This is a genomic window from Amnibacterium kyonggiense, assembly GCF_004364555.1.
GTDB classification, from domain to species: Bacteria; Actinomycetota; Actinomycetes; order Actinomycetales; family Microbacteriaceae; genus Amnibacterium; species Amnibacterium kyonggiense.
Genome location: NZ_SOAM01000004.1, coordinates 136,968 through 151,084 on the forward strand (window position 1 = coordinate 136,968; position 14,117 = coordinate 151,084).

The window sequence follows — 14,117 nt, forward strand, 5'->3', positions numbered from 1 at the left end:
AGGGAGTGCGTCCTGCCCTGGGAAGCCAGGGACGTCGGTTGGCCCAGCGGTGGGTCGCGTGCGCTTCTGAGCGAAAGCGTCACCGCGTGTGCTTATGGTTCACGACGATGGACGCCACCGCTTCGACGCCCTCGGCGTCCCGGGCGCCCCGGCCGATCTCCCTCGTCGACGATCACCAGCTCGTCGGGCTCGCGCTCGTGACCGCGCTCGGCGCGAGCACCGATCTGAAGCTCGTCGGCGCGTTCCCGACCGTCGACGCGCTGCTCAGGAAGCAGGTGCGGCCGGGATTGGTCCTGCTCGACCTCCGGCTCGCCGACGGGTCCTCTCCGGCCGCCAACGTCCGTCGCATCCGCGAGGCCGGCGGCGACGTGCTCGTCTTCACCTCCGGGGAGGACGCCTACCTCGTGCGGGAGGCGCTGCACGCCGACGTGCTCGGCCTCCTGCGGAAGTCGACGCCGGTCGAGGTGATGATCCACGCCATCGGCCGGGCCGCGCTCGGCCAGCCCGTCGTGACGAGCGAGTGGGCGCACGCGGTGGAGAGCGACCCCCAGCTGTCGAGCGCCGCGCTGAGCCCGCAGGAGTCGCGGGTCCTCCAGCTCTTCGCGGACGGCGCGCGGTCGCAGCGCGTCGCCGAGGAGCTGCACATCACCGTCGGCACGCTCGAGGACTACATCCGGCGGATCCGCACCAAGTACGCGAAGGTCGGTCGCCCCGCACCGACGAAGGTCGACCTGTACAAACGTGCTGTGGAGGACGGACTGCTTCCCGCTCCGGGACGCGAGTGAACCGGGTCGTCGAGACGCGCGTCCTCCGCACGATCGGCATGCTCTTCGGCGTCGGCGCCGCCGTGTTCGGCCTGCTCACGCTCCCCGTGATCCTCGGGCAGCTGCACGTCACGCCGGTCGCCTGGACCGTCGCCGCGCTGCTCGCGTCGCTCGGCTTGCCGCTGGCGCTCGGCATCGCCTCCGCCTTCGCACCCGTGCGCGCCATCCGCGTGCTCGCCGTCCTCGTCGCGGTCGGCAACCTGCTCGCGCTCGCGACCGAGCCGTTCGTCGCGGGCCGCACCGCCGACGCGGGGGCCTCACCCTGGGTGCTGCAGCTCACCGCGCTCGGGACGACCGGGGCGGCGCTCGGGCTGCCCGTCGCCGCGGTCGTGGCCGACGTGCTCCTCACGGGCGCGCTCGTCGTGATCGACCGCGCGGCCACGAGCGCCCAGCCGCTCGGCCTCATCCCGATTCAGGACGGCGCCTACGCCGCCCTGTTCGCCGCGATCTTCGCCGCGCTCGCGGTCGGCGCCGTGCGAGCGGGACGGTCGGTCGACACCGCAACGGCCGACGCCATGACCGCGGTGCTCGCCGCCCGCGACGAGCGCATCCGCTCGGACGAGCGGGCCCGTGTGAACGGACTCGTGCACGACCACGTCCTCACGACCCTCCTCGTCGCGGCACGGAGCCCCGAACCGATCGCGACGGTCGCGACCGACGCCGCGGAGGCCCTGCGGCGGCTCGGCCGACTCGCCGCACCCCACTCCAGCGACGATCCGCTCGACGCCGGGGAGCTGCTCGACCGCGTACGCGCGCAGCTGACGGCGATCGCGCCCGACGCGGCGTTCGGATTCGAGGGCGAGCGGAGGGCGCCGATCCCGCCGCCCGCCGCGGAAGCACTGCTCGGCGCCGCCGGCGAGGCGCTGCGCAACAGCCGCCGGCACGCCGGGCCGGGCGCGGACATCGAGGTGCACGTCGTGCTGCGCGAGGACCGCGTCGACGTCTTCGTCGTCGACGACGGTGCAGGGTTCGTCCGCGCCGCCGTGCCGGAGAACCGGCTCGGGATCCTGACGAGCATCGAGAGCCGGATGCGGCAGGTCGGCGGCTCGGCGGTCGTCCGCTCGCAACCGGGGCGCGGGACCGCGGTGCAGCTGTGCTGGAGCGACTCGTGAGACGGGGCACGTCGCTCACGCCGCCGCTCGGCACGCCGCTCGCGCGGCTGCTGCTCGTGGCGTTCGTCGCCGTGCACGTGCTGCTCGTGGTCGGGCCGGGGCCGACCTCCCCGCCCGTGACGATCGGCGCACTCGCGGCGATGACCGCTGCGGCGGCGATCGTCGTGCTCTCCCCCGGCCCCGGCCTGAACGCACCGCGCACGCTCGCGGTCGTGCTGCTCGCGGTCGGGAGCACGGCGGCGATCATCCCCTGGCTGCCCGCCACCGGCTGGCCCGGCTACGCGTCCTGGCCGCTCGGCGCGGGCACGTTCGTGGCGATCGGGCTGTCGCTGCGCGACCGCACCGCTGCGGCCTGGGTGCAGCTGGTGCTCGTGACTGGGCTCTGCTTCCTCTGGTCGGCGCTCGGCGGGGCATCCCCGCTGAGCGGCCTCGGGCTCGTCGACCGGCACCTCGGCATCCTGCTGATCGGCACACTGTTCGCGATCGGCCTGCGCCGCACCGCTCGGGCGCACGACGCGCTCGTCGAGGTGCGGCGCGCGGAGACCCTCGAGCGGGACATGGCGGAGGCCGAGCTCGCGGCTCGGCAGGAGGCGGTGCAGCGCGTGCTGGCCGACGCCGGCCCGCTGCTGCGCCGCATCGCGGACGAGGAGACCTTCGACGAGGCCGGACGCAACCAGCTCGCGGCCGTCGAGGGTCGCCTGCGCGACGAGATCTCCCTGGCCCCGATCCGCTCGGACGCGCTCGATCAGGCGCTGACCGCGGCCCGTCAGCGCGGGCTCGACGTGCAGGTGCTGACGGAGCCGGAGCTCGGGAACCTCCCCGCCCCGACGCGCATCCGCGCGGCGGAGTGGCTGGCCGGGCAGCTCGACCGGGCGCGCGGCGGCGAGTTCGTCGGCCGCGTCGTCCTCCGGGGGCGCGACGTGCGGGTCAGCGCGACGGTCGACGAGCGCATCGAGGACCGCATCATCGGCGACGCCGACGGCTGAGCCGCTCGAGGCGGCTCGGGGTCAGCGGGAGATGTGGATCGGGCGGCAGACGCTCACGATCGCGGTGACCTGCTCGACGGCCCAGTTGCGCACCAGCTGGATCGGCTTCGCCACGGATGTCTCCTTCGTCGGGATGTGCGCTCATCCTCGCCATGACCCCCGTTCGAGGGACGGAGCGACACGCCGACGGGTCGCAGTGGCTCGTCCTCTTCGCTGGCCGCGCCGATTCCGCTGGGCATCGAGACGGGGTCAGCCGAGCGCCTTCTTCACCGCCGCTTCCATCTTCGACGCGAGCGTCTTCTCGTCCTCAGCCTTCAGAGCGCTGGGCGAGGACGCCGACTGCTTCGACGCCGGAAGCCAGCCGGCGTCGATGGGGTCGATCCAGGTGGCCTTCGAGATCGCGGCGGCGCTGCGCAACGTGTTCCGGACCTGCGTGAGGTCGGCGTCGCTCGCGCCGCCGCTGATGGGAGGACCCACCACGATGAGCTTCGCGTCCGGCGCCTGCTTCTGCACGGCGGAGAAGGTGTCGGTCGCCGCCTTCGCGAGCGACAGCGGTGCGATGTTCGCGTCGGCCGCCCCGCCGAACACGATCACGACCTTCGCGTTCGATGGCACCTTCGCGGCGGCCTGGACGAACGTCCCGCCCGAGCTCCCCTTCGCGGCGTAACCCCTGCCGCTCGACGCGTCCGTGCTGACTGTGCCGTCGAGGGAGGATCCGAGGAGTGCGCTCCACTTCTCCGCGGTCGTGACGCCCTGGGCGGCGACACTCGTGGTGCCGTCGCCGATCACCGCGATCGCCGGCCCCGTCACTGCCGGCGTCGGGGTGGCGAGCGGCGGCGGCGTGTAGTTCGCGGCCTCCGACGCGGCGATCGCGGCGTCCCGCTGCGTCTTGAGGACGACCGCGGTGATCAGGCCGCCGCACACGAGCGCGAGGACGACGAGGACCGCGATGCCGATCGCCTCGCGACCGAAGCGCTCCCGCAGCGGCCGCGGACGGCGCGGCGGGCGACCGGAGCCGCCGGGGCGCGTCGAGGACGGCCGCGACGAGGGCGCCTTCGCGGCGGCCGCGACGATCGCCGGCGCAGCGACGGCGGCGGCCGTCGCGGTCTCCGCGGTCGGTCCCAACGGCGCATCCTGACCCGGCTCCGTGACCGCTTCATCGTCGAGCTCGGCTGCAGCCACCGACTCGTCCGTCTCGTGCTGCGCAGTCGGCTCGTCATCCGTGCCGCCGTCGGCGGTCTCCGCGGCGTGCGCGGACGATGTCTCCTCCTGCGCCTCCCCGGCGTCGACCGGAGGCGCGTCCGGGCCGGGCTCGATCACCGCGTCGGCCAGGAGCTCCTCGGCGGACGCCCATTCGTCCGCATCCGTCGACTCGGCGGGGTCGTCCTCGAGCTCCGGCTCGGTGGAGGAGGAAGCCTCTTCGGCGACGACCGGTCCGCCTGGCTGCTCGAGCTCGTCGGGCACGAGGAAGGCGTCGTCGAAGGGGTCGCGCTCCTGCTCGAACTCCGGCGCCTCCTCGACCTCGTCGGCGCGGAGGTCATCCGAGGTCGTCCGGTCGTCGGAAGCCCCGGCGGACTCGGACGTCTCGTCGACGATCCCGCTCTCGTCGACCGCTTCGACGGGCTCGGCCGGACCGCTCGCCGGCAGGGTGATCGGGCGGCTGTACAGCTCCTCGGCCGTCGTCCAGCCCCGGTCGCCGATGAACTCGGCGACGACCGGGTCCGGGATCGCCGCCGGCTCCACCCCGAGGTCGACGTCGTCCGCGGCCTCGTCGCGAGCGGCGTCCGGCGACAGCAGCTCGGCCGCGGCAGCGTCGAGGGCCGCTTCGTCGACCGGCACAGCTTCGTGGTCGTCGGCGTGCTGATCGAGCGGCTCGTGCTCGTCCGGCGCGTCGGCCAGATCGGACGCGCCGGACGAGTCGTCTGCAGCGAGGTCGAACTCGTCGCTCTCGGCGCCGCGGTCAGCCGGAGCATCATCGATCGAGGACGCTTCGATCAATTCGCCGTCGTCTGCCGGCTCCTCCGTCGCAAGGTCCCGCGCTTCGTCCTCATCGCTCGCGCTGAACGACTCCGAGTCCTCCACCTCGGGCTCCGGGGTCTCGTTCGCAGTGGCGTCGAGGTCGTCCGGGACCGAGCTCCGGACGTCGTCGGATTGCGGGCCGACCGCGCTCTCCGGATCGTCGCCGTCGGAAGCGGGCTCCTCGGACGCCTGAGAGTCGACGTCAGGCGCCTCCTCCACCGACCCGTCGGTCAGCTCCGGCTGCGGATAGCCGCCGCCAGCCTCTTCTGACGCTTCCGCCTCGGGGATGCCCGCGTCCTCGACCAGCTGCTCGTCGGCATCGCCGCCGGCGAGCGACTGCTGCTCGAACGCCGGTGACGCGTCCGCGTCCGCGGACGGTTCGACCACGGCGTCCGGACGCTCGTGCTCGTTCTCCACCGCTCCGGCGGACGCGTCGTCGCGATCCTCGTCGTCCGCCACGACCGCCGCATCGTCGACCGATGCCGACTCGCGGTCAGTCGGATCTCCGGCGAGCGGAAGCTGCTCCGAGTCATCCTTTGCAAGCGTGTCCGTGCCCTCGGGCCGGTCCTCGTCCTGCTCGTCCTTCGCCGCCACTTCGTCCCCACCGACGTCAGGGGATTCATCCGGCTGCGCCGTCTCCTCGACCCGTTCGAACACGACGGGCTCGCCGTCGGCTGCGGCCGCGTCGACCTCGGCTTCGTGAACCTCGGCGTCGGGCGAGGCCTCGCCAGCGGACCTCGAAGGCTCCTCCGACTCGATCTCGTCCTCGAGGCGGTTCTCGGCGTCATGGCTCGATTCCGCGTCGTCCGGGCGCTCGTCCACGCGGTCCTCCCCCAGGCCGTCGGCGCTTTCAGTCTGCGGCAGGCCGGCATCGTCGGAAAGAGCGACTCCGGCGTCCGCATCCGCGTCCGCCCGCGTCGGCGGCGCGTCGGTGACCGCAGACGACGGGCCGGACTCGGGGACCGTCGGTCCGGAAGCCAGCATCGCCTGCACCGGCGTCGGCCCGACGACGTCCTCGGCATCAGCGGCGAACGCTCGGTGCCGGCTGGGAGGTCCGGGACGCAGCGCGTCCTTGACGCTGCGCCCGAGGCCGCGGATCACGATGGGACCGGTGAGGAGGAGCTTCGCCGACTGCTCGTCGTCCAGCGATCTGTCGTGCTTCCCGCTCACGCCTCGTTGCTCCGATCGATCGCGCCGGGTCAGCGCAGGTCAGGTCGTCGTGTCGGCTCGGATCGCCGCATCCCCTCCATCGGCTCCTCCGCCCCGTCGCGCGCACCGTGGACGTCCAGCGTAGCCAGTCGTTCGGTCGCACCGCCGGGCGGAAGGTATGGGAGGTCGTGCAGCGTATTTGCACAGCGTTCCGCGACGTCCGGGCTACCGTCGAAGCGTGGGCACGAAGGCGGAATCTCCCGACGTCGACGTGACGGCTTCGACGGACGAGGCGCCTGCGCGCGCGTTCGCACCGGGCGCCTCGGTCGTGCTGCTCGCGCCTCGGAAGCTGCGCGGCACGGTGGGCGTCGTGCGACGGCGACTGGCCGAGGGGTGGGAGGTCGAGGTCCGAACGGCGCTCGGCACGCCCATGCACCTCACGCTCCCGGAGCGGGACCTGCACCTGCGCTAGGTCGAGGAGGTGGACTCGAGTCGCTCGCCCGCGCTCGCTTCGCTCCCGGCTCGACCAACGGGGCGGGGTCCGGGCTGCGGTCTCGAGGCTCGCTTCGCTCGCGCCTCGACCGACGGGGAACGGGACGGGGCTGGCGGCGGTCACCCGACGGGCGGGTCCTCCTTCAGCGGGCCGAGGCCCCAGACGCGGGCGATGCCGATCACGACCGCGGTGCCGATCAGGAGGATCAGGGGCAGCCACTCCGGCGAGCTGATGAAGACGCCGCCGGGGATCGCGAGGGCGAACACGAAGAAGGCCAGCGACGTGGTGACGACCGCGGCGACGAGGGGCCGCGTCTGCCGCACGGTCAGCTCGCGGCGCGAGAAGTCCTTGAACTTGTCCCGGAACGCGAGCCACACGAACGCCGCGTTCGCGACCAGCGCGATGACGAACAGCAGCCAGACCGCGGCGACCTTCTCACCGCTCGTGTCCGACGTCTGCACGAGGTTCACGCACGCGACGCCGGCGAGGTAGATCGTCAGCGCCTCGCCCGGCACGTAGGAGACGAGGCTGGCGAGCGCCGCCCGCTCCCCCGAGCCGATCGCAGCCCCCGGCTCGATCTGCGGGATGAGGGGACCACCCGCAGGGGTCTCCGGCTCCTCGACCGAGGCGGCGCCGATGTCGCGGACGGGCACGCCGAGCGCCTTGCCGGTCGTGATCGCCGCGATGCGGCCCGCGGAGCGCGCGCTCACCGGGCAGCGCCGAGAAGGGTCGTGGGCATCTGGAACCTCGCAGGTGGGTGGGCCGACTCCGTGGGTGGCGGAGGCGTGGGCGGCAGGACGACCCTACGGCGACCCACGGCCGCCCGCTTCCCGTCATTCAACCGGGAGCCGGGCGCGCGCGGACTGGGAATCCGCCTGCTGACGCGGTTCAGGCGATCGCGACGAAGCCGCACTCCGTGCAGGCCCAGTAGGCGTCGCCCTTCGAGGACTCCTCCGGCTCCATGCGCAGAAGGCAGTCGGGGCAGTTCGGGGTGTCCAGGGCGACGTCGTCGACCGCGTCCGGCGCGCTCGGCAGCACCGAGCCGCCCGGCCCGTCGCCGTCTCCGTCGCGCATGGGTCCATGGTCGCGCATCCCTCCGACGACGGACAGCGGCCGTTCACGTCCGATGCAGATCCGCGACCGGGGAGAAATCGACCCCCGATCAGGGATCTGTGCTCCGCGGGCCGGCGAGGGCATCGTGGACCGGTGGCCGCGTGGCGCTTTCGGCATCCGACCGCGCTCGCGGTGGTGCTCGCGGTCGCGGTCACCGCCGCCGCGCCCGCAGCGCTGCCGGCCGAGCACGCGGCGCCGGCATCCGCAGCCCGGACGGCCGCTGCCGCGACGGCGTCGGGACGCTACGAGCTCGTCTCGACGGTCGACCCCACCCGGCCGATGCGCTGGCCCGCCTGCCGGCCGATCGAGTACCGGATCAACCCGACGGACATGCCGAGCGGCATGGTCGCGACGGTGCAGCACGCGATGGGCGTCGTCGCACGCCAGACCGGTGTCCGCTTCCGCTTCGCGGGCCGCACAGCCCACCTCTTCGACTCGACGAACCACGCGGCGACGCCGACCATCTACATCGGGTTCACGAACCGGGCGCACGCGTTCGGCCAGACCTTCGGCGGGACGGGCGGCGAGGTCGGCGTCGGCGGGCCGGCCGCCTCCTGGTACCGGAGCGGCGGCCGCACGGTCGAGGCGATGACGTACGGGCGGGTCCTGCTGTCCTCCCGCTTCCGGGCGCCGCGGACCGGTGGCGGCGTCAGCTGGCAGTCGCTGATCCTCCACGAGGTCGGGCACGCGCTCGACCTCGCGCACCAGGGTGGGCCGGGGACGATCATGCACCCGTCGCTCACCGCGGCCACGCCGGCGCAGTTCACCCCGGCGGAGGTGCGCGCGCTGCGCCGCGTGCTGCAGACCTCCGGGTGCGACGACGCGGCGTGGTCGCGGCTCTGACGCCGACGCATTCGGGATGGACGACGGCGCATTCGGGATGCCCCGGTGATCCGGGGCAGCAATGATTCCAAGAATCCTCGAAAGGTGCACACTTCGGCAACTCCCCTGCTCGGCCTGATCCTCCGGAGTCCCGCTCGATGTCGCACGCCACCTCCCCGCTGGTGGGGCGCGCTGCGGTCCTGACAGCGATCGGACACCGCACCCGGGAGGGGCGGAGCGTCGTGCTGATCGGCGCCCCCGGCTCGGGCGGCTCGCGCGTGCTCACCGACGCGTTCACGGCGACCCGCCGGGCCGGCATCCGTACGGCGCGGCTCGTGTCGGGAGGGAGCCCGTGTCCGCTCGCTCCCCTGCTCGACCGCGAAACGCGCGAGTCGTTGCCGAGTAACGACCCGACGGCGGTGCGGGCCGCGACCGCCTCGCTCGGCCTCGAGGTCGTGTTCCTCGACGACGCGCACCTGCTCGACGAGGCGTCGGCGGCGGTGCTCGCCGACCTCGCCCGCTCGGGCACCGCCCTGGTCGCCAACGCGACCGGTGCGTCCGCTGTGCCGGAACCGCTCCGCCGCCTCATCGCCGAGGGACGCGCGGACGCCGTGCCGCTCGATCCCCTCACTCGCGACGAGGTCGCCGAGCTCGCCGAGCACCTGCTCGGCGACCCGGTGGACGGCGACGTGGCGATCGCGCTGACCACGGCATCCGGCGGGCGACCCCGCGCCCTGAGCGAGGTCGTCGACGCCGGCATCGCCGCCCGCTCACTCGTCAAGGCGGACGGGCGATGGCACCTCGCCGCGCCATTGCCGCCCGCCCGCTCGCTGCGCACCGCCGTGCTCGACGCCTACACCGCGCTCTCGCCGGAGCACCGGGGCTGGATCGCGGCGGTCGCGCAGGCGAGGTCGCTCGCGGAGGACCTCGCGCGCCGCATCGCCACCGCGGAGACCGTCCGCGTCGTCGAGGAGGCGGGCTGGACCGCGCGCGACCCCGCGAGCGGCGCCGTCCGGCTGGCGGTCGAGCCGGCCGGCCCGGTGGTGCTCGGCTCCCTGAACCGCAGCGCGCGGACCGCCGTGCTGCAGCGGCTGATCGCCGCGGCGCAGGCGGTGGATCGGCCGCTGCTGCCCGAGGAGCGGGTCGATCTGCTGCGCTGGCGCATGGAGGTGGGGCTGCTGCCGGACCCCGCGGAGGCACGGGCGCTCGCGATGCTGCCCGGCACGGACCCCGCGGCGCGCGAGCTCCTCCTGCGCGCGGCCCTCGACGGCGGCGCGCACGCCGGCGCGGATCTCGCCGACCACCTGCGGCGCACCCGGCGGCCGACCGAGGCGCTGCAGCTCATCGACGAGGCGCTGCCGCGGACCGACGGCGGCGAACGGGTCTCGCTCCTCCGGGTGCGAGCCCTCACGACCGGGGTCGTCGAGCGCCGGTCCGGCGAGACGCTCGCGGCGCTCGACCGGCACCTCCTCGACGCCGAGCCGGAGGCCGAGCTGCTCGCCGTCCGAGCCAGCATGCTCCTGCTCGAGGCGCGTCCGGCCGAGGCCGTCGAGGTCGCGACGACCGTGCTCGACGGAGCCGACCGGTCCGCCTTCGCGACCGGCTTCTCGCTCCTCCAGCTGGCCCTCGGGCAGCGGGAGCTGGGTCGGCTCGAGGCGTCGCTCGACGCCGCCGCGCGCCTGCTCGCGCTCGACGGCGTCGAGCAGGCGTTCCAGGACGGGCGCGGGCTGGCGAGCTGGCTGCCCTCGGAGCTGCTCGTCGCCGTCGGCGCCGAGCCGGAGGCGGTCCGCGCGCGAGTGGGCGACGAGCACGCCGCCGCGCAGGACGGCCTCCAGCAGGCGCGAGCACCGATGTCGTACACGCTCGCGACGATCGCCGTGCACCGGGCCGAGCCCGGTGAGGGCGTCCGGTTGCTCCGGGACGTCGACGCCGCGTCCGGCGCGTGGCGGGAGGGCTGGCAGCCCCGGATCCTCGCGGAGCTCACCATCGCGCAGACGCTCTCAGGCGCGATCGACGACGCCGGAGCGACGCTGGAGCGGCTCGGCCGGATCGCGGTGCCGCCCATCCAGCGCGGGCACGCCGACCTCGCGGCCGCGCAGCTCGCCGCCGCCCGCGGTGACACCGGGCGGGCTCGGGCGATCGTCGCGGAGACCGCGGAGCGCGGGGCCGCTGCCGGGCTCGCGCTCGACGCGTTCGAGGCGACGTTCGCGGGCATCCGGTACGGCGACGACGAGGCGCCGCGGCGCCTGCTCGCGCTGGGCGCGCTGCCCGGCGGGGCCGGTCGGGACGCCCAGCGCGCCTACGCCGCGGCGCTGATCGCGGCCGACGCGGCCGCCGTCGACGCCGCGGCCGTCCGCCTCTGGGAGGTCGGGCTCCGCCTCCACGCCATCGAGGCGGCGCACCGCGCCGCCTCGCTCGGGGACGAGCGCGCGGACCGCCGCCTCGTCGCGTGGCTCGCCCGCACGCCGTCGCTCCGCCCGCCCGAGACCGCGAGCCGCCGCGCGACCGGCCTCACCGTGCGGGAGCGCCAGGTCGCGATGCTCGCGGCCGGCGGCGCCTCCGACCGGGTCATCGCGACGGAGCTCGGCATCACCCTGCGGACCGCGCAGACCCACCTCGGCCGCGCCCTCGGCAAGCTCGGGGTCCACCGCCGGACCGAGCTGCGCGGCCTCCTGCTCGAACCATGATGCGAACGGCATGGCCAGATCACGCAACTGCGTCGATTCGATTCGAGGCGCCGGTGCCCATGATCGTCGGGTCGGCGAAGTCGATTCAGAACGGGCTCGAGCCGTCAGCCGCCCCCTCCCTTGCTCGACAGATCGATGACCCTCAGCACCCCTGAGCTCGTGGGGCGGACCCCCGTGCTCGAGCAGGTCGTCCGGCGGGCGCACCGGGGGGCGTCGACCGTGCTGACCGGGCCGGTCGGCATCGGGCGCAGCCGACTGCTCGCCGAGGCCGCCGTCCGGCTCGAGCGGACCGGCCGCCGCGTGCTGCGGCTCACCGCGACCGCGTCGGCGTCCTCCGTGCCCTTCGGCGTGCTGCTCGGGCTGCTCGACCGGCCGACGATTCTCCGCATCGGCGCCGAGGACGCGCTCGGACGGGCGGCGATCGTCCGCGCCGGCGTACTCGCGCTCGAGTCGGAGGTCGTGCTCGTCGACGAGGGCTCGCTGCTCGACCCTGGCTCGGCCGCCTTCCTGCTCGAGCTCGCCCGCGGGCAGATCGCGGTCGTGGTCGCGATCACCGCCGGCCGCCGGGTCCCGGACGCGATCCGCGCGCTGGTCGACGACGACCTCGCCGCGACCCTCCGACTCGAGCCGCTCGACGCCGCCGGCTGCGGCGACCTCGCCGCCGCGCTGCTCGGCGGCCCGGTCGAGGCGGCGCTGACCGCCGCGCTCGTCGAGGTGACGGAGGCCTCCCCCGCCGCCGTCCAGGAGGTCGTCCGCGTCGCCCGCGCCGCCGACGCGATCCGGATCGATGAGGGCATGTGGCGGCTGCGCGGCGAGCTGCCGGCGCCCGCCGCGGTCCGCCGCCGCTCCGGCGCCGAGTTCCTCGCCCTGCCCGCCGAGGCGCAGGACTGGCTGTGCGCGGTCGCGGTCGCCGACGAGGTCGCGGACGACGTGGCGGAGCGGCTCTGCGACGACGCGACCGCGGACGCGATGGAGCGTGCGGGCTGGACCGCGCACGACGACCGGGCGCAGGCGACCCGTATGCGTCGCACCGCGCAGTCCGAGGCGGTGCTCGAGGCGGCCGGAGCGCGGCAGCGGCGGTCGACCGTGCGCCGGCTGCTCGCCGCGGTGGCGGAGCTCGACCGCCCGCTCTCCGACCGCGAGCGGATCGCCCGCGGGGCCTGGGCGCTCGAGCTCGGCGACGAGCTCGACGCCGCTGAGGCGGTCGACCTCGGTTCGCTCACCTCGCTCGCGGATCCCGACCTGTCCGAGCGCTTCCTCCGGCACGCGGTCGCGACCGGCGGCGGCGCGGCCGCCGAGGTGCTGCTGGCGGAGCAGCTGAAGCGCACGAACCGGCTCGACGAGGCGGAGCAGCTCCTCGGGAGCTCCGCAGCGGCCGGCGATCCGCGGTCCGCGGGCGACGTGGCGAAGGTGCTCGCGCTCGTCGCCGGGTTCGGCTCTCGGAACGCCGGCCGGGCGCTCGCGGTGCTGGAGGCGCACCTCGGGGCCCACGGCGAGCAGGAGGACCTGCTCGCCATCCGTGCCGGACTACTCCGGAGCGAGCTGCGCTACCCGGAGGCGCTCGAGGCGGCGGAGTCGCTGCGCCGCGGCCCGACCTCCTTCGCCTCGGTCTTCGCCGGCATCAACGAGGTGCTCGTGCGGACCGAGTTCGGCGAGCCCTGGGCGGCGCTCCAGGTCGTCGACCTCCTGCGCCGGCCCGCGCTGCAGGTCGTCGACCGCATCCCGGAGGGCCCCGTGATGCTCGACTGGCTGTCCGCATGGGCGCCGGCCGTCGCCGCGCTCGACCTGCGGACGGCCGAGGCGATCGCGGTGCGCGACTACGACCGGACGCTCGAGACCGGCATGCACGCGGTGCGCACGCCGTTCGCGCACCTGCTCGGCACCATCCGGTGCGCGGCGGGCGAGGTCGACACCGCGGTGCACCTCCTGCGGGAGGCGGTCGGACTGCCCGGGATCTGGCGGGACAGCTGGCTGCCGGTGATCCTCGCGGACCTCTCGATCGCGCTGATCCGGAGCGACGACCTGGAGGGGGCCAAGGCGGCGCTCGAGCAGGCGACCTCCGACGCTGTCCCGCCGTCACAGCAGGGCCGGGTCCGCCTCGCGGAGGCGGAGCTGCTCGCCGCGCGGCAGGACCTCGATGGCGCGATCGCGATCGCCCGCGACGTGGCGATGCGGGCCGGCGAGCTGTCGGCGACCGTCGAGCAGTGGGACGCGCGCTTCGCCGCCCTGCGCTTCGGCGATCCGACCGCCGCGGCCGAGCTGCTCGCGCTGCCGGCGCTGCCCGGCGTCGCGCGCGGCCTGCAGCAGGATCACGCGCGAGCCCTCGACGCCGGCGACGTGCCCGCGCTCGACGCGGTCGCGCGCCGCTACTGGACCGTCGGTCTGCGGGCCCTTGCGATCGAGTCCGCGGGCGCGGCGATCCGGCTCCGGACCGACCAGGGCCTGCCCACGACCGCCGCGAGGGAGCGACTCGCGCAGTGGACGGCGGAGGTGCCGGCCCTCGGCGGGCGGAACGGCGGGACGGGCTCGGCGACGACGCTCACGTCACGCGAGCGCGAGGTGGTGGCGCTCGCGGCGCGCGGGCTGCCCGACCGCGGGGTGGCGGAGCAGCTGGGGATCTCGGTGCGGACGGCGCAGACGCACCTGTCGCGCGCGTTCGGGAAGCTCGGCGTGCACCGCCCGTCCGAGCTCGTCGGGCTGCTGGACGACCTCGTCTAGGAGGCGGCGCGGGCCCGCGGCGCCGTCGCGCGCGGCGCGGCCGCCGGGGTCGCCCGGTAGGCGATCTTGCGCCGGTGGTCCTTGTCGGCGAGGTGGATGGCCCGACCGATCACGAGCGCGAGCAGCACGGACACGAGCAGCCATGCGGCCAGCACGCTGAGCACGATCGTCAGGATCACCGGGAACCTCCCCCA

At 75.0% G+C, this 14,117-nt stretch carries 11 protein-coding genes; 7 read left to right on the forward strand and 4 right to left on the reverse strand.

The features are described from left to right. The first annotated feature begins 107 nt into the window (after positions 1–107). The 3 genes from CLV52_RS16935 to CLV52_RS16945 are packed head-to-tail and all read left to right on the forward strand — an operon-like array spanning position 108 to position 2,922. Positions 108–785 carry a LuxR C-terminal-related transcriptional regulator gene (locus CLV52_RS16935; RefSeq protein ID WP_133767579.1) on the forward strand — a complete coding sequence of 226 codons (678 nt, stop codon included), beginning with the start codon at positions 108–110 and terminating at the stop codon, positions 783–785. Next, positions 782–1,936 (forward strand): ATP-binding protein, encoded by a 1,155-nt coding sequence (locus tag CLV52_RS16940; protein WP_133767580.1) that lies wholly within the window; start codon positions 782–784, stop codon positions 1,934–1,936. Before CLV52_RS16935 ends, CLV52_RS16940 begins: the two co-directional genes overlap by 4 nt. Continuing rightward, positions 1,933–2,922: a hypothetical protein gene (locus tag CLV52_RS16945; protein ID WP_133767581.1), complete on the forward strand. Its 990-nt coding sequence runs from the start codon at positions 1,933–1,935 to the stop codon at positions 2,920–2,922. The genes CLV52_RS16940 and CLV52_RS16945 overlap by 4 nt, the downstream gene beginning before the upstream one ends. Positions 2,923–3,171: 249 nt before the next feature. On the opposite strand, the gene CLV52_RS16950 is transcribed toward CLV52_RS16945, so the two are convergent. Beyond that, a complete protein-coding gene (locus CLV52_RS16950) occupies positions 3,172–6,111 on the reverse strand; it encodes a hypothetical protein (protein ID WP_133767582.1) in 2,940 nt (979 codons plus the stop codon). A gap of 217 nt (positions 6,112–6,328) precedes the next feature. Here CLV52_RS16950 and CLV52_RS16955 point away from each other — a divergent pair, with 217 nt between their 5' ends. Further along, entirely contained in the window at positions 6,329–6,562 is a 234-nt protein-coding gene (locus tag CLV52_RS16955; RefSeq protein ID WP_133767583.1) for a hypothetical protein, read from the forward strand. Positions 6,563–6,702: 140 nt separating this feature from the next. On the opposite strand, the gene CLV52_RS16960 is transcribed toward CLV52_RS16955, so the two are convergent. Both CLV52_RS16960 and CLV52_RS16965 read right to left on the reverse strand, forming a co-directional pair. Beyond that, entirely contained in the window at positions 6,703–7,293 is a 591-nt protein-coding gene (locus tag CLV52_RS16960) for a hypothetical protein (RefSeq protein ID WP_133767584.1), read from the reverse strand. 178 nt (positions 7,294–7,471) lie between these two features. Continuing rightward, positions 7,472–7,657, reverse strand: coding sequence for a hypothetical protein (locus CLV52_RS16965; RefSeq protein ID WP_133767585.1), 186 nt, complete (start codon positions 7,655–7,657; stop codon positions 7,472–7,474). Positions 7,658–7,789: 132 nt separating this feature from the next. Here CLV52_RS16965 and CLV52_RS16970 point away from each other — a divergent pair, with 132 nt between their 5' ends. The 3 genes from CLV52_RS16970 (at position 7,790) to CLV52_RS16980 (ending at position 13,923) form a co-directional block, all read left to right on the forward strand. Next, the gene (locus tag CLV52_RS16970) at positions 7,790–8,539 is read left to right on the forward strand and encodes a matrixin family metalloprotease (RefSeq protein WP_133767586.1); all 750 of its coding nucleotides are present in this window, start codon (positions 7,790–7,792) and stop codon (positions 8,537–8,539) included. 221 nt (positions 8,540–8,760) lie between these two features. Continuing rightward, positions 8,761–11,205: a helix-turn-helix domain-containing protein gene (locus CLV52_RS16975; protein WP_133767587.1), complete on the forward strand. Its 2,445-nt coding sequence runs from the start codon at positions 8,761–8,763 to the stop codon at positions 11,203–11,205. 135 nt (positions 11,206–11,340) lie between these two features. Then, positions 11,341–13,923, forward strand: a complete 2,583-nt coding sequence (locus tag CLV52_RS16980) for a helix-turn-helix transcriptional regulator (RefSeq protein WP_133767588.1) — start codon at positions 11,341–11,343, stop codon at positions 13,921–13,923. Here the strand turns inward: CLV52_RS16980 and CLV52_RS16985 are convergent. Further along, entirely contained in the window at positions 13,920–14,102 is a 183-nt protein-coding gene (locus CLV52_RS16985) for a hypothetical protein (RefSeq protein WP_133767589.1), read from the reverse strand. The two genes, CLV52_RS16980 and CLV52_RS16985, sit on opposite strands and share 4 nt — an antisense overlap. Positions 14,103–14,117 lie beyond the last annotated feature (15 nt).

Coding starts and splice junctions, on each gene's coding strand:
- CLV52_RS16935 (WP_133767579.1), top strand. CDS start 108: ATGGACGCCACCGCTTCGACGCCCTCGGCGTCCCGGGCGCCCCGGCCG.
- CLV52_RS16965 (WP_133767585.1), bottom strand. CDS start 7,657: ATGCGCGACGGAGACGGCGACGGGCCGGGCGGCTCGGTGCTGCCGAGC.
- CLV52_RS16980 (WP_133767588.1), top strand. CDS start 11,341: ATGACCCTCAGCACCCCTGAGCTCGTGGGGCGGACCCCCGTGCTCGAG.